At 62.3% G+C, this 23,486-nt stretch carries 18 protein-coding genes; 5 read left to right on the top strand and 13 right to left on the bottom strand.

Going from position 1 to position 23,486, the window contains the following annotated elements; genetic code table 11:
* Window positions 1–16: 16 nt before the first annotated feature.
* The 5 genes from LMTR13_RS13860 to LMTR13_RS13840 form a co-directional block, all read right to left on the bottom strand.
* On the bottom strand, window positions 17–991 hold the full coding sequence (locus tag LMTR13_RS13860) for a TAXI family TRAP transporter solute-binding subunit (protein WP_065728368.1): 975 nt from the start codon (window positions 989–991) through the stop codon (window positions 17–19).
* A 24-nt stretch (window positions 992–1,015) separates the two neighbouring features.
* Window positions 1,016–2,764, bottom strand: a complete 1,749-nt coding sequence (gene lpdA, locus LMTR13_RS13855; protein WP_065728367.1) for a dihydrolipoyl dehydrogenase — start codon at window positions 2,762–2,764, stop codon at window positions 1,016–1,018.
* A gap of 16 nt (window positions 2,765–2,780) precedes the next feature.
* The gene (locus tag LMTR13_RS13850) at window positions 2,781–4,346 is read right to left on the bottom strand and encodes a dihydrolipoyllysine-residue acetyltransferase (protein WP_065728366.1); all 1,566 of its coding nucleotides are present in this window, start codon (window positions 4,344–4,346) and stop codon (window positions 2,781–2,783) included.
* Window positions 4,347–4,370: 24 nt separating this feature from the next.
* The gene (gene aceE, locus LMTR13_RS13845; RefSeq protein ID WP_156795612.1) at window positions 4,371–7,058 is read right to left on the bottom strand and encodes a pyruvate dehydrogenase (acetyl-transferring), homodimeric type; all 2,688 of its coding nucleotides are present in this window, start codon (window positions 7,056–7,058) and stop codon (window positions 4,371–4,373) included.
* Between the two features lie 188 nt (window positions 7,059–7,246).
* Window positions 7,247–7,600: a hypothetical protein gene (locus tag LMTR13_RS13840; protein ID WP_065728364.1), complete on the bottom strand. Its 354-nt coding sequence runs from the start codon at window positions 7,598–7,600 to the stop codon at window positions 7,247–7,249.
* 80 nt (window positions 7,601–7,680) lie between these two features.
* Here LMTR13_RS13840 and lipA point away from each other — a divergent pair, with 80 nt between their 5' ends.
* Window positions 7,681–8,649, top strand: a complete 969-nt coding sequence (gene lipA / locus LMTR13_RS13835; protein WP_065728363.1) for a lipoyl synthase — start codon at window positions 7,681–7,683, stop codon at window positions 8,647–8,649.
* A 241-nt stretch (window positions 8,650–8,890) separates the two neighbouring features.
* Here lipA and LMTR13_RS39230 read toward each other — a convergent pair whose 3' ends face one another.
* Together LMTR13_RS39230 and tenA are read right to left on the bottom strand one after the other, a co-directional pair.
* Window positions 8,891–9,370: a metallophosphoesterase family protein gene (locus LMTR13_RS39230; RefSeq protein WP_083219034.1), complete on the bottom strand. Its 480-nt coding sequence runs from the start codon at window positions 9,368–9,370 to the stop codon at window positions 8,891–8,893.
* Window positions 9,371–9,725: 355 nt separating this feature from the next.
* Complete coding sequence (gene tenA / locus LMTR13_RS13825; RefSeq protein WP_065732666.1) at window positions 9,726–10,397, bottom strand: thiaminase II; 672 nt, start codon at window positions 10,395–10,397, stop codon at window positions 9,726–9,728.
* Window positions 10,398–10,685: 288 nt separating this feature from the next.
* Between tenA and LMTR13_RS13820 the strand changes: the two genes are divergently transcribed.
* Window positions 10,686–12,188, top strand: a complete 1,503-nt coding sequence (locus LMTR13_RS13820) for an AMP nucleosidase (protein ID WP_065732665.1) — start codon at window positions 10,686–10,688, stop codon at window positions 12,186–12,188.
* Between the two features lie 24 nt (window positions 12,189–12,212).
* Here the strand turns inward: LMTR13_RS13820 and upp are convergent, their stop codons facing one another.
* From upp to hutI, 6 genes are all read right to left on the bottom strand, one after another.
* Complete coding sequence (gene upp, locus LMTR13_RS13815) at window positions 12,213–12,842, bottom strand: uracil phosphoribosyltransferase (RefSeq protein WP_028350870.1); 630 nt, start codon at window positions 12,840–12,842, stop codon at window positions 12,213–12,215.
* Between the two features lie 44 nt (window positions 12,843–12,886).
* Entirely contained in the window at window positions 12,887–14,053 is a 1,167-nt protein-coding gene (locus LMTR13_RS13810) for a DUF1688 family protein (RefSeq protein WP_083219033.1), read from the bottom strand.
* 93 nt (window positions 14,054–14,146) lie between these two features.
* Window positions 14,147–15,397 (bottom strand): GTP cyclohydrolase II, encoded by a 1,251-nt coding sequence (locus LMTR13_RS13805; protein WP_065728361.1) that lies wholly within the window; start codon window positions 15,395–15,397, stop codon window positions 14,147–14,149.
* A 329-nt stretch (window positions 15,398–15,726) separates the two neighbouring features.
* Window positions 15,727–17,397, bottom strand: coding sequence for a urocanate hydratase (gene hutU, locus LMTR13_RS13800; protein WP_065728360.1), 1,671 nt, complete (start codon window positions 17,395–17,397; stop codon window positions 15,727–15,729).
* Complete coding sequence (hutH, locus tag LMTR13_RS13795) at window positions 17,394–18,971, bottom strand: histidine ammonia-lyase (protein ID WP_065728359.1); 1,578 nt, start codon at window positions 18,969–18,971, stop codon at window positions 17,394–17,396. The genes hutU and hutH overlap by 4 nt, the downstream gene beginning before the upstream one ends.
* Window positions 18,968–20,182 carry an imidazolonepropionase gene (hutI, locus tag LMTR13_RS13790; RefSeq protein ID WP_065728358.1) on the bottom strand — a complete coding sequence of 405 codons (1,215 nt, stop codon included), beginning with the start codon at window positions 20,180–20,182 and terminating at the stop codon, window positions 18,968–18,970. The genes hutH and hutI overlap by 4 nt, the downstream gene beginning before the upstream one ends.
* Before the next feature lie 87 nt (window positions 20,183–20,269).
* On the opposite strand from hutI, the gene LMTR13_RS13785 reads away from it, so the two are divergent.
* The 3 genes from LMTR13_RS13785 to LMTR13_RS13775 all read left to right on the top strand — a co-directional run bounded on the left by LMTR13_RS13785 (window position 20,270) and on the right by LMTR13_RS13775 (window position 23,421).
* Window positions 20,270–21,625 (top strand): formimidoylglutamate deiminase, encoded by a 1,356-nt coding sequence (locus tag LMTR13_RS13785; protein ID WP_065728357.1) that lies wholly within the window; start codon window positions 20,270–20,272, stop codon window positions 21,623–21,625.
* The gene (gene hutC / locus LMTR13_RS13780; RefSeq protein WP_065728356.1) at window positions 21,622–22,365 is read left to right on the top strand and encodes a histidine utilization repressor; all 744 of its coding nucleotides are present in this window, start codon (window positions 21,622–21,624) and stop codon (window positions 22,363–22,365) included. Before LMTR13_RS13785 ends, hutC begins: the two co-directional genes overlap by 4 nt.
* Before the next feature lie 111 nt (window positions 22,366–22,476).
* Window positions 22,477–23,421, top strand: coding sequence for an ABC transporter substrate-binding protein (locus LMTR13_RS13775; RefSeq protein ID WP_065728355.1), 945 nt, complete (start codon window positions 22,477–22,479; stop codon window positions 23,419–23,421).
* Window positions 23,422–23,486 lie beyond the last annotated feature (65 nt).

The following is a 23,486-nucleotide window of genomic DNA, read 5'->3' as shown; positions in this document are numbered from 1 at the left end:
CTCTAGAAACTGTTTCTCAGTCCGATTGCACGACCCCAGGCGTAACCCTGCTGCGATACCAACTGACCGCGCCACCATGAAGCGGAATGAAATTGTTGCGCGCGATGTTCGAGGGGATCGTTTCCGCCGCCGCCGGATGAAATTCGATCATCCGCTCGTTATTGGCGAACACCGTGTCGACGATGGCCGTGACCAGATCGTTCGGCAGATCCTTGTGCGCAACGGCGAAGTTGAACAGACCGACCGTGTCGTACCGGCGCCGCAAAGTCGGATACGAACCCGCCGCGACGACGGATGCGGAGAGCTCCGGCATCGCCAGGCGCAGCGTTGCGATCTCTTGCCGCGTGAGAGGGAGATAACGCACCTTCGCCTTTCGCTCGATATCGATAAGGAACGGAGCCGGCACGCCGGCGCCAACCGCGAGCGCATCGATGCTCCGCGCCACCGACTTCTCCGCGAGCACCGCCCAATCGCCGTGAATCAGGGTGGCCTCGATCTTCAGCGCCTTGAGAAACTCGGGAAAGTAAGTGGCGGTGGTGCCACCCTCGGGTCCGACACCGATGCGTTTGCCCGCGAATTGGGCAAACGATTGAATTGGCGAGTCACTGAGTACCTGAAACTGAAACGGCGTATCGTACATCGCGAACATGGCGCGCATGTTTCGGTATCGCCGTGCTTCGGTCCAGGCAGCGCTGGCGCTCCACGCCTGCAACGCCACGCCTTGCGTGACGAAGGCCAGCTGGATTTCACCGGTCTCGAGCAGCTTGATATTCTCGATCGGGCCGCCGGTCGGCCGCGCCACCACCGCGATGCCGAGTTCTTGCGTGAGCAATCGAGCCAGCCCTTCGCCATAGGCGTAGTAGGTGCCGCCTTCCGACGCGGTGCCGAGAGTGAGCACCTGGGGCCAATGCGCCTCCGCCGCCGGCGCCAATTTGGGCGGAAGCAGAACAAATGCGAGAAGGATCATAATTCGCCACGCTCTTGAAACCATGACGGTCTCCTTCGTTCTTCAGCGTCACTTTTTCTTCTGCGGCGGAAGATCCGTGCAGTGGCCCTCGAACACCTCGGCCGCCATGCCGATCGACTCGCCAAGCGTCGGATGCGGGTGAATGGTCTTGCCGATATCGGCCGGCTCGCAGCCCATTTCGATCGCAAGGCAGATTTCGCTGATCAGATCGCCGGCATGCGTTCCGACGATGCCGCCGCCGATAATGCGATGCGTCGTGGTGTCGAACAGCAGCTTGGTAAAACCCTCATCGCGACCGTTGGCGATGGCGCGGCCGGAGGCTGCCCATGGAAAGACCGCCTTGCCGACCTTGATGCCCTCGGCCTTGCACTGCTCCTCGGTCTTGCCGGCCCAGGCGACTTCAGGATCAGTGTAGGCGACGGATGGAATCTGCCGCGCGTCGAAATACGACTTCTCACCATGCGCGACTTCCGCAGCCACATGGGCTTCATGCACGGCCTTGTGCGCCAGCATCGGCTGGCCGACGATGTCTCCGATCGCGTGGATGTGCGCCACGTTGGTACGCATCTGCTTGTCGACGTCGACGAAGCCTCGCTCGGTCACCGCGACTCCAGCCTTTTCGGCGCCGATCTTCTTGCCATTCGGGCTGCGGCCGACCGACACGAGAACGAGGTCATAGACCTGCGATCCGGCGGGCGCCTGCTCGCCCTCGAAGCTCACCTCGATCCCGGCCTCCGTCGCTTTCGCTCCCACCGTCTTGGTCTTCAGCATGACCTTCTCGAAACGGCCCGCGTTCATCTTCTCCCAGACCTTGACCAAGTCACGGTCGGCCCCCTGCATCAGACCGTCGAGCATTTCGACAACGTCGATGCGCGCGCCGAGCGTCGAATAGACTGTCGCCATTTCGAGACCGATGATGCCGCCACCGATCACCAGCATGCGTTTGGGGATCGATTTCAGCTGCAGCGCGCCGGTCGAATCCACGATGCGCGGATCGTCGGGCAGGAACGGCAGCTTCACGGCCTGGCTGCCAGCGGCGATGATTGCCTTGCCGAACCTGACCGTCTTCTTGCCTCCGGCCGAGACAACTTCGAGATGATGCGGATCGAGGAAGGCGCCCACGCCGGTCACGACCTCGACCTTGCGGGCCTTCGCCATGCCGGCAAGGCCGCCCGTCAGCTTCTTGACCACGCCGTCCTTGAACGCACGCAGCTTGCCAAGCTCGATCTGCGGCGCTCCAAAGGAAATCCCATGGTCAGGGAGATGCCTGACCTCGTCGACCACGGCAGCCATATGCAGCAGCGCCTTGCTCGGAATACAGCCGACGTTGAGACACACGCCTCCAAGCGTGTCGTAACGCTCGACCAGCACGGTCTTCATGCCGAGATCGGCGGCGCGGAAGGCCGCCGAATAGCCGCCGGGACCGGCACCCAGCACCAGCATGTCGCATTCGATATCCGCCTTGCCGGAATAGGATGCCGCAGATGGCGCGGGTGGCTGCGCAGCGGCGGCGGCCGGCTGCGACGCCGGCGCGGGTTTTGGCGTAGCAGCGGCGCCAGCTGCCTCGAGCACCAGGATGGCCGCCCCCTCGCTCACCTTGTCGCCAGTCTTGACCTTCACTTCCTTGACGACGCCGGCGTGCGAAGACGGGATCTCCATCGACGCCTTGTCGGACTCCACCATGATGAGGCTGGTGTCGACCGCAACGGTCTCTCCTGCCTTCACCATGACCTCGATGACAGCGACGTCCTTAAAGTCGCCGATATCAGGAACCTTCACTTCGATCTGCTGAGCCATGCTGCGCTCCCCAACCTCAGAACAGCACGCGCCGCAAATCGGCGAGCACATTGGAGAAGTAGACGTTGAAGCGGGCCGCCGCCGCGCCATCGATGACGCGGTGGTCCCACGACAGTGACAGTGGCAGCGTCAGCCGCCAGTTGACTGTCTTGCCGTCGGCTGAGTGCGGCTTCCAGTAACCCTTGCACACGCCCATGATCGCGACTTCTGGTGCGTTAATGATCGGCGTGAAATAGATGCCGCCGATACCACCGAGTGACGAGATAGAGAACGTCCCGCCCTGCATCTGGTCGGGCTTGATCTTGCCCTCGCGCGCGAGCTTGGCGAGTGCATTCATTTCCCTTGCGATTTCCGGTACCGATTTCTTGTCGGCATCGCGGATGACAGGCACCATCAGGCCATTCGGCGTATCCGCGGCAAAGCCGATGTGCCAGTAGTTCTTGTAGACGAGTGCGTCGCCGTCGAGGCTCGCATTGAATTCCGGGAATTTCTGCAGTGTCGCAACGGCAGCTTTCACCATGAACGGCAGGAGCGAGAGCTTGACGCCGCTCTTCTCCAACTCCTTGTTCATCTGGACCCGGAACTGTTCGAGATCGGTGATGTCGGCGTCGTCATGGGTGGTGACGTGCGGGATGACGACCCAGTTGCGATGCAAATTGGCTGCGGAGATCTTCTTGATGCGGCCGAGTTCCTTGCGCTCAACCGGCCCGAATTTTGCGAAATCAACCTTGGGCCAAGGCAGCAGGTCGATGCCGCCGACGCCGCCTCCGCTTGCAGCCGCAGCTTGCGGCTTGGCAGGCGCCGCTCCGCCCTTGATAAAGGCCTCGACGTCTTCGCGCAGGATGCGGCCATGATTGCCTGATCCCTTCACTTTTCCGAGGTCGACGCCTTTTTCGCGCGCAAGCTTGCGCACGGCGGGGCTTGCATAGGCAAGCACAAAGCTCCTTTCGTCAAAGGTGCCGACCACCGCCGCTCCGGCAGCGGTGGCCGGCGAGACCGCAGGCGGTGACGCGGGAGGAACGTCGGCCTGCACGGGTGATTCGCCGGTTACAAGCGACAGGATGATCGAGCCCTCGCTGACCTTATCGCCTGTCTTGACCTTGATCTCGCGCACGGTGCCCGCGAGAGGAGCCGGCACCTCCATCGTCGCCTTGTCCGACTCGAGCGCGATCAGCGGATCCTCGGCCTTCACGCTGTCGCCGGGCTTTACAAAGATTTCGATGACCGGAACGTCCTTGAAGTCTCCGATATCGGGGACGCGCACCTCGGCGACGCCGGCAGGCGCGCTGACGGGCGACGGCGGCGCGTTGACGACCGGACGCGCTTCGCCCTGCTCCGCGCCCGCGCCATCGAACTGCACGATTACGGTGCCTTCACTCACCTTGTCGCCAACCTTGACGACCACTGATTTCACGACGCCATCGCGCGGCGACGGCACCTCCATGGTCGCCTTGTCGGACTCCAGCGCAACCAGCGGGTCCTCGGCCTTCACCTTGTCGCCCGACTTGATGAAGACCTCGATGACCGGGACGTCCTTGAAGTCACCGATATCGGGAACCTTGATGTCGATCAGACCACTCATCGCTCTGTCCTCGGCTCCGCTGCCTCACACGGTCCAGGGCGCAGCGCGCCCTGCGTCGATCTTGTATTTGGCGATGGCCTCGGCCACGGTCGCCGGCTTGATCGCGCCATCGTCGGCGAGCGCCTTGAGCGCAGCGAGGACGACGTAGTGACGATCGACCTCGAAGAATTTCCGGAGCTTCACGCGATAGTCGCTACGGCCGAAACCGTCCGTGCCCAGCGCGACGTAGCGACGTCCGGCCGCCTGCACATATTCGCGGATCTGATCGGGGTAGTTGCGCATGTAGTCGGTCGACGCCACGACCGGACCCGGATGCCCTTCAAGCTGCGCTTCCACCCAGCTCTTGCGGCGTGGCTCGGTCGGATGCAGCAGGTTCCAGCGCTCCGCCGCCATGCCATCGCGACGTAATTCGTTGAAGCTGGTCGCGCTCCACACGTCGGCCGTCACGCCGAAGTCCGCCTTGAGCAGATCCGCGGCCGCGATCACCTCGCGCAGGATCGTGCCCGAACCGACCAACTGAACGCGGAGTCCCTTCTTGGCCGTCTCGCCGCTGCGCTTAAGGAGATAGAGTCCTTTGAGAATCCCCTCCTCCGCTCCCTTGCCTGCCTCGGCCAGCGAGGGATGCGCATAGTTCTCGTTCATCAGCGTGATGTAGTAGTAGACGTCCTCCTGCGCCTCATACATGCGGCGCATGCCTTCGCGAACGATCGTCACGACCTCATAGGCAAAGGTCGGATCGTAGGACACGCAGTTCGGGATGGTGCCGGCTAGCACGTGGCTGTGGCCGTCCTCGTGCTGCAACCCTTCGCCGTTGAGGGTAGTGCGGCCGGCGGTGCCGCCCAGCAGGAAGCCCCGCGCGCGCATATCGCCCGCGAGCCAGGCGAGATCGCCGACGCGCTGCAGGCCGAACATCGAATAGTAGATGTAGAACGGGATCATCGGCACGTTGTTCGTGCTGTAGGACGTCGCCGCGACGATCCAGCTCGACATGGCGCCGCCTTCGTTGATGCCCTCCTGCAGAACCTGTCCGCTCTTGTCCTCGCGGTAGTACATCAGCTGATCGGCATCCTGCGGGCGGTAGAGCTGGCCGACCGATGAATAGATGCCGAGCTGGCGGAACATGCCTTCCATGCCGAAGGTGCGGGATTCGTCCGGCACGATCGGCACGATGTGCTTGCCGATCGCCTTGTCGCGCACGAGGCTGCCGAGCATCTGCACGAAAGCCATCGTCGTCGAGATTTCACGCTCGCCCGTGGAGTCGAGCAGCCGCTGGAACGTCGAGAGCGGCGGAATTTGCAAGGAGGCGGACTTGCGCCGGCGCTGCGGCAGGCTGCCGCCAAGCTTTTCGCGCTGGGCGCGGAAATATTTCATCTCCGGGCTATTTTCCGGCAGACGGAGGAAAGGAACCTTCGCCAGATCATCGTCGGCGACCGGCACCTGAAAGCGGTCGCGGAAACCGCGCAGCGCGTCCTGCGTCATCTTTTTGGCCTGGTGCGCGATCATCTGGCCTTCGCCGGACTCACCCATGCCGTAGCCCTTGACGGTCTTCGGCAAGATCACCGTGGGCTGGCCCTTGTGGTTCACTGCCGCTGCGTAAGCCGCAAACACCTTTTCCGGATCGTGTCCCCCGCGCGCGAGTTGCCAGATCTCGTCGTCGCTCATGTCGGCGACGAGCTGCTTCAGCTCGTCGTACCTTCCGAAGAAATGCTCGCGGATATAGGCGCCGCTCTTGCTCTTGAAGTCCTGGTACTCGCCGTCGACGCACTCCTCCATGCGCTTCAGCAAAAGCCCGCTCTTGTCCTTCTGCAGCAGGCGATCCCAGCCCGACCCCCACAGTACCTTGATGACGTTCCAGCGGGCGCCGCGGAAAACGCTTTCGAGCTCCTGAACGATCTTGCCGTTGCCGCGGACCGGTCCGTCGAGGCGCTGGAGATTGCAGTTGATGACGAAGATCAGATTGTCGAGGTTTTCGCGACCGGCGAGCGAAATCGCGCCGAGCGACTCCGGCTCGTCCGTTTCGCCGTCGCCCATGAAGGCCCAGACCTTGCGATTTGATGTCTCGGCCAGCTTGTGGTTCTGGAGATACTTCAAGAACCGCGCCTGATAGATCGCCATCAAGGGCCCCAGGCCCATCGACACCGTCGGGAACTGCCAGAAGTCCGGCATCAGCCAGGGATGCGGATAGCTTGACAGACCCTTGCCGCCAGTTTCCTGCCTGAAGCTGAGGAGCTGCTCCTCGCTCAACCGGCCCTCGAGAAAGGCACGCGCGTAGATACCGGGCGAACAGTGCCCCTGGACGAAAATCAGATCGCCGCCATGGCCATCCGTTGGCGCATGCCAGAAATGGCCGAAGCCGATATCGTAGAGCGTGGCAGCGGACTGGAAGCTTGCGATATGGCCGCCAAGCTCCGAGCTCTCCTTGTTGGCGCGCAGGACGATTGCAAGCGCGTTCCAGCGGATGATCGAGCGCAGCTTGTGCTCGATGGCGCGGTCGCCCGGCAGTGCCGGCTGCTGGTCCACAGGAATGGTGTTGCAATAGGGCGTCGTCAACGTCTGCTGAATGCCGAGGCCGCCGCTGCGAGCGGCATCGATCATCGCGTTGACAACGAACTCGGCCCGTTCATTGCCGCGGTGGCCCTGGATGGCAGATAGCGCATCGAGCCATTCCCGGGTTTCCTGCGGATCCAAATCGTGCGCGTCCGCGACTGTCATTACTCTCTCCATTGCATGCCAGGCCGAAGTCAGGCGTCACTGATCATTGCGTTCCGCCTTCAAGCGGAAGCACGCAATGCCACGCAGGCGGTATCGCCTGTCGCTCTAGGTGAAAGATTGAGTGCTGGCTGGCATCTGAACGTCCCCTCGAGTTGCTTGTTTTGAGCTGCTTTTTCTTTTGCCCATACTTAAGCAGCATTCGTGCCAGACCTCCGAAGGGCCCGCCATTGGCGCTCATGCCATTCATTTTGCTTGGCTTTGTCGGCAACCGCGTCGAGGCCGCCGGTATGTTCGGCCGGTGCCTGTCTGAAGCTCCGGAAAACGGGCCATAGGTTCCGCCCGAAAGATCGGACCATCAAGCGGCGCTCCAGATCGCGGCGCGCGTTGTGGACGTCCGACTTCGACAAGCCATGGCGAAAGGCACTATGCTCCCGGCGCAGGCGTTGGTCAGTGCGGAAGTGACTATCGAGTTGACTAACTCCGTTCGGATAGCGAATGTCCGCGACCGACGCGCTCTTGCATTTCATCGCGTACAGCAGCATGAGCGCACTTATGCAATTTTCATGACGTTGGATTCTCGACGCCGTCATCTTCGGCTCTCGCAGATCACGAGTTTGAGCAAATGACCGTCATACTGGATCTCCTCAACAACGATCCGCGAGCGAAGATACGGCCCGAGGTGCCGCGTCATCCCGAGAAGGTGAACCGTCCTGACACGCCCATACAGAGCAAGCCCGCATGGATCCGCGTGAAGGCTCCAGGCTCGGCCGAATGGGCCGAGACGAAGCGCATCGTGCGCGAAAACAAACTCGTGACCGTCTGCGAGGAAGCCGGCTGCCCCAACATCGGCGAGTGCTGGGCGAAGAAACACGCGACCTTCATGATCATGGGCGATACCTGCACGCGCGCCTGCGCTTTCTGCAACGTGCGCACCGGCCTACCCGGCCCGCTCGATGCCGATGAGCCGGCTAAGATCGCCGACGCCGTGGCCAAGCTCGGGCTCGAGCACGTGGTCGTCACTTCGGTCGATCGCGACGACCTTGCCGACGGCGGCGCCGTGCACTTTGCTGCAACGATCGCCGCAATCCGCGCGACGAGCCCTCGCACGACGATCGAAATCCTGACGCCGGATTTTTTGCGCAAACAGGGCGCGCTCGAAAAGGTCGTTGCAGCGAAGCCCGACGTGTTCAACCACAACCTGGAGACAGTGCCATCGAAATACCTGACGGTGCGCCCTGGCGCACGCTATTTCCATTCGGTCCGGCTGCTGCAACGCGTGAAGGAACTCGACCCGCAGATATTCACCAAGTCCGGCATCATGGTCGGCCTCGGCGAGGACCGGAGCGAGGTGCAGCAGCTGATGGACGACCTGCGATCCGCCGACGTCGATTTCCTGACCATCGGCCAGTATCTGCAACCCACGCGCAAGCACCACGCGGTCGTACGCTTCGTGCCTCCCGACGAATTCGAAGCCTATGAGAAGGTCGCTTATGCCAAGGGCTTTCTGCTGGTGTCGGCCACGCCGCTGACACGCTCCTCACACCACGCGGGCGATGACTTCCGCAAGCTACGCGAGCGCCGGCGCGGTTAGAAACTGGTTACGGTTGAACGACACATTGCGATGCTCGACGATCAGGAGCGTGGTTTAAACCGAGCCCGTTAGCTGATCCCATTGTAGTCGGAAGAAACCGGCGAGAGATGAAATATTCAGCGGGCGTGTCCTCACAATGTCGTCGTTCGACTAGGACTCCCAAGCTGGCGACGCGGTACCACTCGCACCGTCCTCCGGTCCTAATTCCCCGCAAACAGGGATTCTTCAGGATTTTTCCACATCACGCGGTGCGACTAAGGTCGTGAATGACCGGCCGAAGGCCGCTTGAGGTTATCTCCAAAGTCGCCAGTGTGACGGGCAGCTTGAAACGGCGGGGCCCCGCACTTCCAGGATTTAGATATAGCACATCGTCAATCGTTTGGATCCGCGGTCGATGCGAGTGGCCGGAAACGACCACGTCAATTCCGCAAACTGCTGGATCAATCTGCAGGTCCTGAAGGTCGTGCAAGACATAGAACGATCGCTCGCCGAGCCGTACCGCCTGAGTGTCAGGATAATGTTTCGCCCAGTCGCCGGTATCGATGTTCCCTCTAATCGCAGTGACAGGCGCAATCCGACGGAGTCTGACAAGAACGTCCGCACCACCAATATCGCCGGCGTGGATGATATGCGCCACACCGGCAAGCCCTTCCTCAGCCTCGGGCCGCAGGAGCCCGTGGGTGTCCGAGACAATTCCAATCCGCAGCACTGCAGCATCCATCGATGCGCGCCGAACGGCATGTCCGACTAACTCGGTCCCGCATACCACGCCCCACCTCTGAGAGCCGGCTCACTTTGGCTGTCGCAAGATTTTTCTTGATCTCTCGGTGCACACGTCGGGAACACGCGGCTGTCTAACACATTGAAAAAATTGAATTCTCGCTCCAATCCATCATGGGCGCGACGGAAAATTTCCAGTCTAAGCCATTCATCTCGTGAGGCTTTTTGTCACCCGCCGATTCTATAAGGGATTGGCAGAATTGGCAATTTTTGCAGGCGGGCGAACCTTCCTGCGTTGTTGTTCTACGACCATACTCGCAACTTGGAAGCCAAACTCAGTACGCTGTCACGGACCATTAAGCGCGCTGGCCCGCGCGCCAGCCCATCTCCCAGAAGTCCGACTCGAGTCGCGTAGCTTCCTTGAATATCGCGATCAGCTCGGCCTCGCGGGCCGGAGTGGCGTACAGATCGGCGAGATCCTCCAGGTGAGCCCTCGCTTTCGCCGCGACCTCCTGGTATGGCGCGCCGGCATACTCGGCGATCCAAACGTGATATGGGTTCGTTGCAGCGAGCGCATCGGGTCGCGACGCAAGCCGCGTCGCGATCTCCGCGTAACCGATCACGCAAGGCGCAAGCGCCACCTTGAGTGCCAACAGATCGCCGCGCATTCCAGCGTCAAGCACGTAGCGTGTATAGGCCAGCATCTCGACGGCAGGCGGGGCTTGTTCGAGATCGCCGGGCGACAGGCCCCAGCCGGCGCAGAGCTTCACATGCAGGTTCATCTCGACGTCGAGGATGGCCGAGAGACCGGCGCCCGCTTCACGCATGTCGGCAAGCTTGGGCGACTTGTAGACCGCAAGCGCGTAGGCACGGGCAAATTCGACGAGGAACAGGTAATCCTGAATGAGATAGTGACGAAACGCCGCTTCGGCGAGCGAACCGTCCGCCAACCCGATCGTGAAGGGATGCTCGGTGTAGGCCCGCCATTCGGCGGATGCTGCCGTCTTTAGGCGCTCGAAGAAACTCACGTTCATTCGCCTGCTTTGCTTTTCATAAATGTCCTTGACTTGCCGCCACTGGAACGTGACGAACTAGGCGGAGTTGAGCTTGATCCGTGCAAATCCAAGTTCGGTTGCGAACACACTGCACCAGTTTCGGACCAGAAGCGACCCGCCGCGATCTCATCGTCTGGCCCTTTGCGCCCAAAACCCTTGCGGTGACCGACGAAGTCCGGCAAGCGAACCTTCTTCTGGGCGCCGGGAAGGTTCCCTTACCAAGCCCTCCCCATGGCGGGTCCAAGATACTACGTTATGGCCATGAAGAATCACGGCCGCCCCCAAGCCATCGGGCCAATAGCCACACCAGAGCCCTTCGTGCGGCAAAGCTTCGACGACGCACGCAAGGCGGTCGCAGCTTTGCGATCACTTTATGCCCGAAACACCCAGTTTCTGCGCGATTCCTTCGCCGCGCTCGCGGCTGGCAGCGACAGTAGCCGGCGATACCGGACGTTCTATCCGGAAATCAGCGTCACCACGAGCTCATACACCCAGGTCGATTCTCGTCAGTCCTATGGCCACATGCCGACGCCCGGGCACTACTCGACCACGATCACCCAGCCCGACCTGTTCGAAACCTATCTCGTCGAGCAGCTCGATCTGATCATGCGCAACCACGGCGTTCCGGTCGTCGTATCGGAATCGGAAACCCCCATCCCACTGCATTTTGCTTTTCAGGAAGGCACCTACGTTGACGGCGCCGCCGCCAGGAACATCAAGCGACCGATCCGAGACCTGTTCGACGTTCCGGACCTTGATGGAACCGACGATCAGATCGCCAACGGTACATACGAAGCACCGGTCGGCCGGCCGAGGCCGCTGGCGCAATTCACGGCGCAGCGCGTCGACTATTCCCTGCATCGCCTGCAGCACTACACGGCCACCAGTCCAAACCACTTTCAGAACTTCGTGCTGTTCACCAACTACCAATTCTACATCGACGAATTCTGTGCTCGTGCCAGGGACCTGATGGCGGAGGGCGATAGCGGCTATACCGAATTCGTCGAGCCAGGCAACATCGTCACCAGGCGCGGCGAACAGCGGCCGGGCGCCGACGTCATAACCGGGCGCCTGCCGCAGATGCCGGCATATCACCTGAAGAAGCCGGACTACGCTGGCATCACCATGGTCAATATCGGTGTCGGCTCCGCGAACGCCAAGACGATCACCGACCATATCGCCGTGCTCAGGCCGCATGCGTGGCTCATGCTCGGGCACTGTGCCGGATTGCGCGACACCCAGGCACTGGGCGACTACGTGCTGGCGCATGCTTACATGCGGGAGGACCATGTTCTCGACGACGACCTCCCGCTATGGGTGCCCCTTCCCGCGCTCGCCGAAATCCAGGTCGCACTCGAGGAGGCGGTGGCGGAAGTGACCGGGCTATCCGGATATGACCTGAAGCGCGTCATGCGCACCGGCACCGTTGCTTCCATCGATAATCGCAACTGGGAATTACGCGACCGCCGTGGTCCGATCCAGCGGCTTTCACAGTCGCGCGCCATTGCGCTCGACATGGAATCGGCGACGATCGCCGCCAACGGATTCCGCTTCCGCGTACCTTACGGAACCTTGCTGTGCGTATCCGACAAGCCGTTGCACGGAGAACTGAAGCTGCCCGGCATGGCCACCGAGTTCTACAAGCGGCAGGTGGCCCAGCATCTGACCATCGGCATCCGGACGATGGAGAAGTTGGCGGACATGCCGTTGGAGCGGCTGCACTCGCGCAAGCTCAGAAACTTCTCGGAAACGGCCTTCCAGTAAGGCGAGCCGGGACCTGCCGAGACCTTACCGCGTTCCGTAAGCGCGATCGCCGGCATCGCCAAGGCCAGGCAGGATAAAGGCGTTTGCGTCCAGCCCCTCATCGATACCGGCCGTCCATAACCGCACGTCGGGATGCAGGCCGCGGAAGCGCTCCACGCCTTCCGGCGCGGCAAGCAGGCATACCAGCCGAATATCCTTCGCGCCTCGTTCCTTCAGCCGGTCCACCGCCGCCACCGCCGTGTTCGCCGTCGCAAGAACCGGCGACACCACGATCGCAAGCCGCTCGTGAAGATCGGACGGCGATTTGAAGAAATATTCGACGGCGACGAACGAATGCGGTTCGCGGTAAAGCCCGATATGCGCGACGCGGGCGGTCGGAACGAGGTCCAGCATTCCGTCGACAAAGGTTACGCCTGCCCGCAACACCGGCACGAAAACCAGTTTCTTACCCGCGATCTTGGCCGAGTGCATGCGTGCAAGCGGAGTCTCGACCTCCACGTCGGTCAGCGGCAAATCGCGTGTCACCTCATAACAAAGCAGCATTCCGATCTCCTTGAGGAGCTCGCGAAAGGATTTTGTCGAAATCGTCTTGTCGCGGATCAGCGTAAGCTTGTGCTGGACCAACGGGTGATCCACGATCGTAACGCCTTCCATGCTTTTTGCTCCCTGCGGGTAATCGGATCGCGTCAAAACAAACACTAGAAAACCGTGCCGTCGCTGGCGACCTTGACAGGCGGCGAACCATCGGGCCGGCGCGCGAACGCCAGTGCCCTGCCCGCCGCCCAGGTGCCACCTTCCAGAATCTTCGCCAGTGGAAGAGAGACCACGTCAAGACCAACGCGTTGCCGCAGCAGATCCGCCAACCGGTCCAGCAGCGCAACGGTCAATGCCCTCCACTCGACCACGAGCGCAGACCCGACATTGTGTTCGCGTTGCGCGTCCATGGGATCGCGCAGCATCAGCACCCCGGCGTCGACGAACAGTCCGCCATTGCGGTATTCGGCGAGGCCCGTCAAGCCGTCGATATCACTGACCTGCAGCCCCGCGCGCTGTATCGGCTCAATCAGCGAATACGACAGCCATTGCGACAATTTGTGCAACGGCACCAGCTCGCTGGTCGCATCCTCGGTCTTGAGCGCCGGGTGGCGCCAGCAATCTCCCAACGGAATTCCGCCAAGCGTTATTCGCGACGGCCAGATCGGTCCGAATTGGCGCAAAAGCTCCGACAAAATCGTCGAGGCCTCGATCGAACCCGCATCGGCCTTCCCTGTGAGGTGATCGAACAGTCCACCCGGCCGAGCCGTGTCGTCGCGAGCGAAAATCTGCGGCGACGCCGATGCTATTTCGCCTAGCCGATGAAGAAGGCCGATGCGGCCCTCGAGGCCAACCAGCGGATTGTCGTCCGCAATCTGAAAGCCAGCCTGCAGATCGGCAAAGGTCAGTTGCTGAAGTACAGCGGCATCGGCCCGCAACGGCTCGTCGGCCTTCGCTGAGAATGCGCCGCGCGCAAACATGTCCAGACTGGCAAGCGCCAACCCCTCCGAGCGGCCGATACTTGCCCCCGTCAAGGGATCGCGATAGCGCCACGACGAACCTGCTCCGGCGTCAAGCAGCACGCTGATCATGGAGAGGTCAAACTCGGCGCGGGCGCGCTCTTTCCTGTCGCGCCAGTTCTTGCCGTCGGCAAGCGCCCCCCAGCGATCGATGCCGCCGACGACAAAATGGCGCCAGCGCGAATGAAAGGGAACATCGAACGTCGGATAAGCCTTGCGCGTTGTCGCAAGCACGAGATCAACCGCTTCGCCGAGCCGGCCAAGATCGACTTTGAAATGCTGAAGCTGGTCGTTCAAACCGATTTCCAGCATCCGGTGCGCGCGACTGCGCACCGCTTCCGCACTCAAAAGAGATAAGCCGTCTGCCGTCGCGTCTGCTGTCACGATCAATGGCCCTGGCCCGCCCTAGTATTTTTCGAGCGGCCGACCGGAGGCGATCAGGTCCTCAGGCTTCTGGTCAGGTGAAAAATATCCCGCGGCTTTCTTGGCGGCGATTTCCACATGGGCGTCGGCTGGGATCATGTAATCGGGAATGGCGACGCGCTCGACAATTTCGATACCCTGCCCCGACAGCGCATCATGCTTCATGTCGCTCATCGAGATGAAACGGTCGATGCGCTTCAGTCCCAGCCAGTGAATGACATCCGGCATCAGTTGCTGGAAACGCGCATCCTGCACCCCGGCAACGCATTCGGTTCGTTCGAAATAGGCGGATGCATCGTCGCCATCTTCCTGACGCTTGCGCGCATTGTAGACCAGAAACTTCGTGACTTCGCCGAGCGCCCGGCCTTCCTTGCGGTTGTAGACGATGACGCCCAGACCACCCGATTGTCCGGCGCGCGCGCATTCCTCGATGCCCTGGATGAGATAAGGACGGCAGGTGCAGATATCAGAACCGAATACATCGGAGCCGTTGCACTCGTCATGGACGCGGCAGGTGATTTTGGTCCGATGGTCCGGAAGCTTCGTGACATCGCCGAACAGATATACGGTCGTTCCGCCGATCGGCGGAAGAAAGACTTTCAGATCCGGACGGGTGACAAGCTCGGGAAACATGCCGGCGGTCTGCTCGAACAGTGCACGTCGCAGGCTGGTCACGCTCGTGCCGAAGCGTTGCGCGATCCCGGGCAGATACCATACCGGGTCGATCGCTATCTTGACGACGGAGACGGAGCCGCTGGCGTGAACGAATTGGCCATCCGCTACCAATCGCTTGGCCGCCAGAGCCGCCTGAATTTCGGGCAGGTCGAGACGGGCGCGCGTGATCGCGATGCTTGGCCTGATATCGATACCTTCCGCGATTTCGGCGTGGAAGTTTTCCGCAACGAGATGTCCCCACGGATCGAGCGCAACTATGCGTTCCGGATCGAACCATTGCTCAAACGGCCCGACGGTTGCCGCCGGATATGTGTTGGTCAGATCGGGCCGGCGGATCGGATCCAATGCGCCCGAAGAGACGGCAAGCGCCCGGTAAACCGCGTATGAGCCGCCGTGGGTGCCGATCACGTTACGATCCTGCGGACGCGATACCGTCCCGATGATCGGACCGCGTTCACGCGCGGTCGGTGCACCCCACAGGATCGGAAATTCATGTGTCGCGCCGGGCACCGGATGCGACGTCAGGCGAATATGGTCGGTACGATTGGAATGGCTCATCGTTCGGTAGTCCCAAAACGGCAACGGCCCGCCTGGATGACGGGCCTGACCGGAGAACCAATGAATTATGCGGGTCAGTGACCCCTGCAATACTATATAGGGAAATTGTATGTACTTACAACAAGGAAGGAAATCCTCCCCTCCGGACGGGCGTCATCGGTGCATCGCCGCGATAGCCTTTTTCCCAGGGTAAATGACCCGTATCAACATTTGATCACTTTTAAGGTGACCGGCGCCACAGTAAAGCGCGCGCCAGTCAGCTTTAGCGCGCACTTGTACTGACCTACATGCCAGCTCGGAAAAACCCCGGCGCACGAAGGTCTGGAGCGCTACACCGCTAGACCCGGTAGATCGAGCCCGTTGGCGCGGGCACATGCAATTGCGCTTTCATAGCCGGCGTCGGCGTGACGCATGACCCCTGATGCCGGATCGTTCCAGAGCACGCGCTCGAGGCGGCGCGCAGCTTCCGGTGTTCCATCGGCGACAATGACCATGCCGGCATGCTGCGAATAGCCGATCCCGACGCCACCGCCATGATGGAGCGAGACCCAGGTGGCCCCGCTCGCGCAATTGAGCAGCGCATTGAGCAGCGGCCAGTCGGACACGGCATCCGAGCCGTCGCGCATCGCTTCGGTTTCGCGATTCGGGCTCGCAACCGAGCCAGAGTCGAGATGATCGCGGCCGATAACGATCGGCGCCTTCAACTCGCCACGCGCCACCATGTCATTGAACGCCATGCCGAGCCGATGGCGGTCGCCAAGGCCAACCCAGCAGATGCGTGCCGGCAGCCCCTGGAACTTGATCCGTGCTTTGGCCATGTCGAGCCAGTTGTGCAGATGCTTGTCGTCAGGCATCAGCTCCTTGACCTTGGCGTCGGTGCGGAAAATATCTTCGGGGTCTCCTGAAAGCGCCGCCCATCGGAACGGGCCGACACCGCGGCAGAACAGCGGACGGATGTAGGCGGGAACGAAGCCGGGGAAATCGAACGCGTTCTTCAGTCCCATGTCCTTCGCCATCTGGCGAATGTTGTTGCCATAGTCGAGCGTCGGAATGCCCATGGCGTGGAAGTCCAGCATGGCCTGGACGTGACCAACCATGGAGGTCTTCGCCGCGACTTCAACCGCTTTCGGATCGACCGCGCGCTTCGACTCCCACTCGGCAAGCGTCCATCCCTTCGGCAAATATCCGTTGATCGGATCATGCGCGCTGGTCTGGTCGGTGACGATGTCCGGCCTGACGCCGCGGCGCACCAGCTCGGGAAAAACTTCGGCGGCATTGCCGAGCAGGCCGACGGAAACCGGCTTCCTGCTTTGCGCCGCCTCCGCCATGATCGCGAGCGCCTCGTCAAGCGAGCTTGCCTGCCGGTCGAGGTAACCCGTGCGCAGCCGCATCTCGATGCGGCTCGGCTGGCATTCGATCGCGAGCATCGACGCCCCGGCCATGGTTGCTGCAAGCGGCTGGGCGCCGCCCATCCCGCCGAGACCCGCCGTCAAGATCCACTTGCCGGCGAGGTTGCCGCCGTAATGACGTCGCCCGACCTCGACAAACGTTTCGTAGGTCCCCTGCACGATGCCCTGGCTGCCGATATAGATCCACGAGCCGGCCGTCATCTGGCCGAACATCATCAGCCCCTGCTTGTCGAGTTCATTGAAGTGATCGAGCGTCGCCCAATGCGGCACCAGATTCGAATTCGCGATCAGCACGCGCGGCGCATCGGCATGGGTGCGGAAAATGCCGACCGGCTTGCCCGACTGAACGACCAGCGTCTGGTCGCCTTCGAGCTTGCGCAGCGAGGCGACGATCCGATCAAAACTGTCCCAGTCGCGGGCGGCACGGCCGATACCGCCATAGACGACGAGTTCGCTCGGCCGTTCGGCGACATCGGGATCGAGATTGTTCATCAGCATTCGCAGCGGCGCTTCCGTCAGCCAGCCCTTGGCGCTGATCTCAGGTCCATGGGGCGCCCGGATGATGCGGTCATTGTCCAGTCGGCGGTTCATGACAAGGGGCCCCTCTCGGCAAGGATTGGAAACGGGTTACTCTCAAGCGCCGACATAACTGCCGCCGGCAACGCGCCGGCTTCAACCAGCGCCGTTGCCTTCGCGAGATCGTCGGCCATGTAGCGATCGCCACCCAGCGCCGGTACGTGCTCGCGCAACGCTGCAATCACAGCAGCCAGCGCGGGACTGGTCGAATGCGGCGTGCGCAGCCCGATGCCCTGGGCCGCAACCAGCAGTTCGATGCCGAGGATGGTCGCAAGATTGTCCGCCATATCGGACAAGCGGCGGGCGGCGTGTGCCGCCATCGACACATGATCTTCCTGGTTTGCGCTGGTCGGCGTCGAATCGATCGAGCAGGCAGAGGCGCGCTGTTTATTCTCCGCATAGAGCGCGGCCGCCGTCACTTCGGCGATCATGAAGCCGGAGTTGAGACCGGGATCGGGAGTCAGGAACGGCGGCAGGCCGAAGTTGAGCGCGGGATCGACGAGAGTCGCGATGCGTCGTTCGCTGATCGCGCCGATCTCGGACAGCGCCAGCGCAATCTGGTCGGCGGCAAACGCGACCGGCTCCGCGTGAAAATTGCCACCCGAGACGATCTCTCCGGTTTCGACCAGAACCAACGGATTGTCCGTGACGGCGTTGGCTTCGATCGTCAACGTGCGAGCGGCCTGCGTCAGCAAATCGAGCGCGGCGCCGGCCACCTGGGGCTGGCAGCGCAGGCAGTAGGGATCCTGCACGCGCTCGTCGCCCTCCAGATGCGACATGCGGATATCGCTGCCCTCAAGCAACGCCGACAGTGCCGCGCCGGCGGCGATTTGCCCGGCATGCCCGCGCAGTTGCTGGACTTCTGGACGAAACGGCGCCGTTGAGGCCATCGCAGCATCGACCGACAACGCACCTGTCACCAGCGCTGCACTGGCCAGGCCATGGGCGCGCAGTAATCCGGAAATGGCGTAGGCCGTCGAAAACTGCGTCCCATTGATCAGCGCAAGGCCTTCCTTCGGACCGAGCGCCACCGGCGCGAGATTGGCAGCGGCCAGCGCATCGCGGGCCGGCACAATGCTTCCACCGACCAGCGCCTGCCCCTCACCGATCATGACGGCCGTCATATGAGCGAGCGGCGCCAGATCGCCGGACGCTCCGACCGATCCCTGCTGCGGCACCAGCGGACAAATGCCCTTCGTCAGCATGGCCTGGAGCTGCTCGATGATTTCGCGTCGCACGCCCGATGCACCTCGCCCCAAGGAGACGATCTTGAGCGCCATCATCAGACGAACGATCGGCTCCGGCGTGGGCGGCCCAACCCCGCAGCAATGCGACACAATGAGGTTGTGCTGCAGCAGCGCCGTCTGGTCGGCAGCAATCCGTTTCGACGCAAGTTTGCCGAACCCCGTATTGATACCGTAGATGGGAGCTTCTGCGCGCGCGGCTGCCGCAACAATCGCCGATGCAGCTTCAACGCGCGGCCAGAACGATGGATCGAGCACCACCGGCGCGCCGGCAAGGACTTGCGCGAGATCCTCGAGGCCGACCCAGCCAGGCGAAACCGCAATGGGGGCGTCGGGGCGACTCACTGTCCCCTCCACACCCGGCTGTGCAACGGATTGAAGCCGATCCGGTAAACGAGCTCGGCCGGCCGTTCGATGTCCCAGATCGCAAGATCGCACCATTTGCCTGCCTGGAGCGTTCCTGTCTCGCCGAGAATTCCGAGCGCGCGCGCACCTTCCCGCGTTACGCCGGTGAGGCATTCGGCAACGGTCAGCCGGAACAACGTTGCGCCCATGTTCATGGCCAGCAGAAGCGACGTCAGCGGCGAACTGCCAGGATTGCAGTCGGTCGCAAGTGCCATGCTGACGCTGTGGGCGCGGAATAGTTCGACCGGCGGCTTCGTCGTCTCGCGAATAAAATAGAATGCGCCCGGCAGCAGCACCGCTACCGTCCCTGCCCGCGCCATCGCCGCGGCACCGGCATCATCTGTGTGCTCCAGATGATCGGCCGACAAGGCCGAGAACCCCGCAGCAAGCGCGGCGCCGCCGAGATTCGAGAGCTGATCCGCATGCAGCTTGACCGGCAATCCCAACGCCCTCGCCGCGCGGAACACCCGTGCCGTTTGATCCCCCGAAAACGCAATGCCCTCCATGAACGCATCGACGGCGTCGGCCAATCCGGCCCGTGCCACCGCCGGCATCATCTCGCGGCAAACAAGATCGATATACCGGTCCTTATCGCCGTCAGCTTCCGGCGGCGTCGCATGCGCGCCAAGAAACGACGTCTTGATGGCGACCGGCCGGGCATCGCCCAGCGCACGCGCCGCCGTGAGCTGGCGCATCTCGGTTTCCGTATCGAGCCCGTAGCCGGACTTGATCTCCAGCGTCGTTACCCCCTCGCCGATCAGGGCATCGAGCCTTGGCAGCGCGCCGGCAACGAGCTCCGCCTCGCTCGACGCCCGCGTCGCAGCGACCGTTGAGACAATGCCGCCGCCTGCGCGCGCGATCTCTTCGTAACTTGCACCCTGCAGCCGCAGCTCGAACTCATGCGCGCGGTTGCCGCCAAAAACCAGATGGGTGTGACAATCCACCAGTCCCGGCGTGATCCACCGCCCCGCGCAATCGATCCGCTCGGTCGCATCGGCGTCCGATGGAAAGTCGGAACGGCTGCCTGCGAAGGCGATGCGGCCATCGCGCGCGGCGATCAGGCCGTCCTCGATCACACCGAGCCCGGGCAGATCCTCGCGGACCGTGGCGAGCCGGGCGTTGAGCCAGATTCGATCGAAGCGCTCGGCCATGCAGCTCTCCTCAAAGGCAGGAGCTTGACGTCTCTATATGTCTATACATAAAATCGTGTGAGTGTTCTGTCCAGCCGGTTTCGAAACATGTCGACACTGCATTTCGCATCAGCGCTGCTCCCCTCGGGGTGGGCCGATGACGTGCAGGTGGTAGTAACTGACCGGACCATCACCAAGGTTACAGCCGGCGTGATGCCGGGATCGCAGGACGAACGCCACAAGCTGGCAATTCCCGGCATCGCAAGCCTGCATAGCCACGCGTTCCAGCGCGGCATGGCAGGGCTTGCCGAAACGCGCGGCAATTCCGCCGATACGTTCTGGACATGGCGCGAGACCATGTATCGCTTCGCGCTCGATATGACGCCGGAAGACGTCGAAGCCGTCGCCACGCTGCTCTATGTCGAGATGCTCGAGCAAGGCTATACGCGCGTCGGCGAATTCCATTATCTTCACCACGACCACGACGGCGCGCCCTACGCCAATCCTGCGGAGATGGCGACGCGAATTGCACGGGGCGCCGAAATCTCCGGCATCGGACTGACGCTGCTGCCGAGTTTTTACGCACACAGCTCGTTCGGCGGGACGGCACCGCATGCCGGCCAGCGCCGATTCATTTGCTCGATCGACCAGTTTACCAAGCTGACTGATGCCACGCGGTCAGCCGTCCGCGCGTTGCCCGGAGCCAATGTCGGCATCGCACCGCACAGCCTGCGCGCCGTCACACCTGACGAATTGGCGGCCATCGCGCCGTTGGCCGAAGCCGGGCCGGTGCATATCCATGCCGCCGAACAGATCAGGGAAGTCGAGGAATGCATCGCCTGGTCGGGCCGGCGGCCGGTTCAATGGCTGCTCGAACATGCGCCCGTCGATCGGCGCTGGTGCCTGATCCATGCGACCCATATGACGGAGACGGAAACTGCCGCGCTTGCAAGAAGCGGTGCGGTTGCCGGACTCTGCCCGGTTACCGAAGCCAGCCTTGGCGACGGCATTTTTCCGGCCCGCGAATTCCTCGACGCCGGCGGGCGGTTCGGCATCGGCACCGACTCCAACGTGCTGGTCGGCGTCACCGACGAACTGCGTCAGCTCGAATATGGCCAGCGCTTGAAACACCGCGAGCGCAACGTGCTGTCCGGCGGTCCCGGCCTGTCGACCGGCCGCGCGCTGTTCGAAGCTGCGCTCACCGGTGGCGCCCAGGCGCTCGCACGGCCGACTGTCGGCCTCCAGGCTGATGCACGTGCAGACATCGTGACCCTCGACACCGCCCATCCCTCGCTCTCCGGACGCCGCGGAGACGCCGTCCTCGACTGCTGGATCTTCGCAGGCGCAGGTGCCGTCGACACAGTCTGGGCCGGCGGCGCCAAGGTGGTCGAGCACGGACGTCACAGGCTCCGCGAGAGCGCGCGTGAGACGTTCAACGCAGCGGTGCGGAGGCTCGTGTCATGAGCCTCGCCACCGATCGCGGCAAACTCCAGTCGGCCGACAAGCCGACGCTGTACAAGCAGATCCGGATCGACATCGAGCGCCGCATCCTGACCGGTGAATGGCCGCCCGGGCACCGCATCCCGTTCGAGCACGAGCTGATGTTGCGCTATGGCTGCTCGCGCATGACGGTGAGCAAGGCGCTCTCGGAACTGGCGCAAGCCGACCTCATCGAGCGACGGCGCAAGGCCGGCAGCTTCGTCCGCCGTCCCACATTTCTGTCAGCGGTGCTCAAGATCGCCGATATCCGCGCAGAGATAGGCGCGCTCGGCCGCAGTTACGGCTACGAGTTGATCCAGCGCTCGCGGCGCACCGCAAATGCCGCCGACCGCTCCCGCCTTGGCGCACGGAAAACCGGAAAGGTGATCGCGATTGCATGCCGTCACAGCGCCGACGGCGTGCCGTTTGCCATTGAGGACCGGTTGATCGACCTCGATGCCGTGCCCGAAGCGGCGACGGCGGATTTTGCGACCGAGCCGCCCGGCTCGTGGCTGCTTCACCATGTGCCATGGACGGAGGCCGAGCATTCGATCAGTGCCATCGTGGCTGACGAACAGGCCGCCGCAGCGTTGGATATCGCGATCGGCGCCCCCTGCCTGGTGATCGACCGTCATACCTGGCGCAGCGCCCGGCCTCTGACTGCCGTGCGCCTGCTCTATCCGGGCGAGTCCCATAAACTGATTGCTCGCTTCAAAGGCGGCTGAGAGGGATCATAATGCACGCAGGATCTGGCACGAGCTATGCAGCAGTTTTGGCAGCAGCTTCGCCGCAACGAGTGTGAAGACCAGTCAATGAACCAGCAAAGGAATACAGCCATGCGCAGTTTTGGAATTTTCGCGGCAACCGCCGCTCTTCTGGTGGCCGCGCCGGCCGCCGCCCAGAACGTCAAAGTCGGCATCGGTATTTCCGGATGGACCGGTTTTGCGCCGCTCACGCTCGCAAATCAGGCGGGCATCTTCAAGAAGAACGGGCTCGATGTGACGATCAAGAAGATCCCGCAGAAAGATCGCCACCTGGCCATCGCGTCGGGCGACATCCAGTGCGCGGCGACTACGGTCGAAACGTGGATAGTCTGGAATGCCAATGGCGTCGCCACCAAGCAAATCTTCCAGCTCGACAAGAGCTACGGCGCCGATGGCATGGCCGTGCGGAACGATGTCGCCTCGATCAAGGATCTGAAGGGCAAGACGATCGCCGCGTCCGCACCGGGCACCGCTCCCTATTTCACCCTGGCCTGGATGCTCAAGAAGAACGGTCTCTCGGTAAAGGATGTCACGATCGTGAACCTCGAGCCGGCGGCGGCGGCACAGGCATTCGTTTCGGGGCAGAACGATGCGGCCATGACCTATGAGCCTTACCTCTCGACGGTGCGTGCGGCGCCCGACAAGGGCAAGATCATCGCCACCACGCTCGACTATCCGATGGTCATGGACACGTTCGGCTGCACGCCGAAATTCCTGACCGAAAACCCGAAAGCCGCAAAAGCACTGGCCGACAGCTATTTCGAAGCGATCGAGATGATCGCAAAGGACCAGGCCAAGTCGTACGAGATCATGGGCGCCGACGTAAAACAGTCCGCTGAGCAGTTCGGTAACTCGGCCAAATTTCTGCGGTGGCAGGACAAGGCAGCGAACCAGAAATTCTTCGCCGGCGAATTCCTGACCTTCAACAAGGAAGCTGCAGAACTGTTGCTCGAGATCGGCATCATCAAATCGGTTCCGAAGATCGACGACCTCTTCGACGCCAGCTTCATCAAGTAGCTTCGATTTGCATCGGTCCCGCTCTCAGCCGTGGGAGCGGGACGACCGCGGTCAGCGCACCGCCT

It is taken from the genome of Bradyrhizobium icense (genome assembly GCF_001693385.1).
Classification (GTDB): Bacteria; Pseudomonadota; Alphaproteobacteria; order Rhizobiales; family Xanthobacteraceae; genus Bradyrhizobium; species Bradyrhizobium icense.
The sequence above is the reverse complement of the archived record's forward strand: the minus strand, read 5'-3'. Positions and strand labels throughout refer to the sequence as shown.

What these genes read in the sequence shown, in the direction of transcription:
- LMTR13_RS39230 (WP_083219034.1), bottom strand. Translation starts at nt 9,370, where the DNA reads ATGGATGCTGCAGTGCTGCGGATTGGAATTGTCTCGGACACCCACGGG.
- upp (WP_028350870.1), bottom strand. Translation starts at nt 12,842, where the DNA reads ATGGAAGGCGTTACGATCGTGGATCACCCGTTGGTCCAGCACAAGCTT.
- hutI (WP_065728358.1), bottom strand. Translation starts at nt 20,182, where the DNA reads ATGGCCGAGCGCTTCGATCGAATCTGGCTCAACGCCCGGCTCGCCACG.
- LMTR13_RS13775 (WP_065728355.1), top strand. Translation starts at nt 22,477, where the DNA reads ATGCGCAGTTTTGGAATTTTCGCGGCAACCGCCGCTCTTCTGGTGGCC.
- LMTR13_RS13850 (WP_065728366.1), bottom strand. Translation starts at nt 4,346, where the DNA reads ATGAGTGGTCTGATCGACATCAAGGTTCCCGATATCGGTGACTTCAAG.
- lpdA (WP_065728367.1), bottom strand. Translation starts at nt 2,764, where the DNA reads ATGGCTCAGCAGATCGAAGTGAAGGTTCCTGATATCGGCGACTTTAAG.
- hutC (WP_065728356.1), top strand. Translation starts at nt 21,622, where the DNA reads ATGAGCCTCGCCACCGATCGCGGCAAACTCCAGTCGGCCGACAAGCCG.
- LMTR13_RS13860 (WP_065728368.1), bottom strand. Translation starts at nt 991, where the DNA reads ATGGTTTCAAGAGCGTGGCGAATTATGATCCTTCTCGCATTTGTTCTG.
- LMTR13_RS13810 (WP_083219033.1), bottom strand. Translation starts at nt 14,053, where the DNA reads ATGCTGGAAATCGGTTTGAACGACCAGCTTCAGCATTTCAAAGTCGAT.
- LMTR13_RS13785 (WP_065728357.1), top strand. Translation starts at nt 20,270, where the DNA reads ATGTCGACACTGCATTTCGCATCAGCGCTGCTCCCCTCGGGGTGGGCC.
- LMTR13_RS13820 (WP_065732665.1), top strand. Translation starts at nt 10,686, where the DNA reads ATGAAGAATCACGGCCGCCCCCAAGCCATCGGGCCAATAGCCACACCA.
- aceE (WP_156795612.1), bottom strand. Translation starts at nt 7,058, where the DNA reads ATGACAGTCGCGGACGCGCACGATTTGGATCCGCAGGAAACCCGGGAA.
- LMTR13_RS13805 (WP_065728361.1), bottom strand. Translation starts at nt 15,397, where the DNA reads ATGAGCCATTCCAATCGTACCGACCATATTCGCCTGACGTCGCATCCG.
- hutU (WP_065728360.1), bottom strand. Translation starts at nt 17,397, where the DNA reads ATGAACCGCCGACTGGACAATGACCGCATCATCCGGGCGCCCCATGGA.
- LMTR13_RS13840 (WP_065728364.1), bottom strand. Translation starts at nt 7,600, where the DNA reads ATGCTGCTGTACGCGATGAAATGCAAGAGCGCGTCGGTCGCGGACATT.
- lipA (WP_065728363.1), top strand. Translation starts at nt 7,681, where the DNA reads ATGACCGTCATACTGGATCTCCTCAACAACGATCCGCGAGCGAAGATA.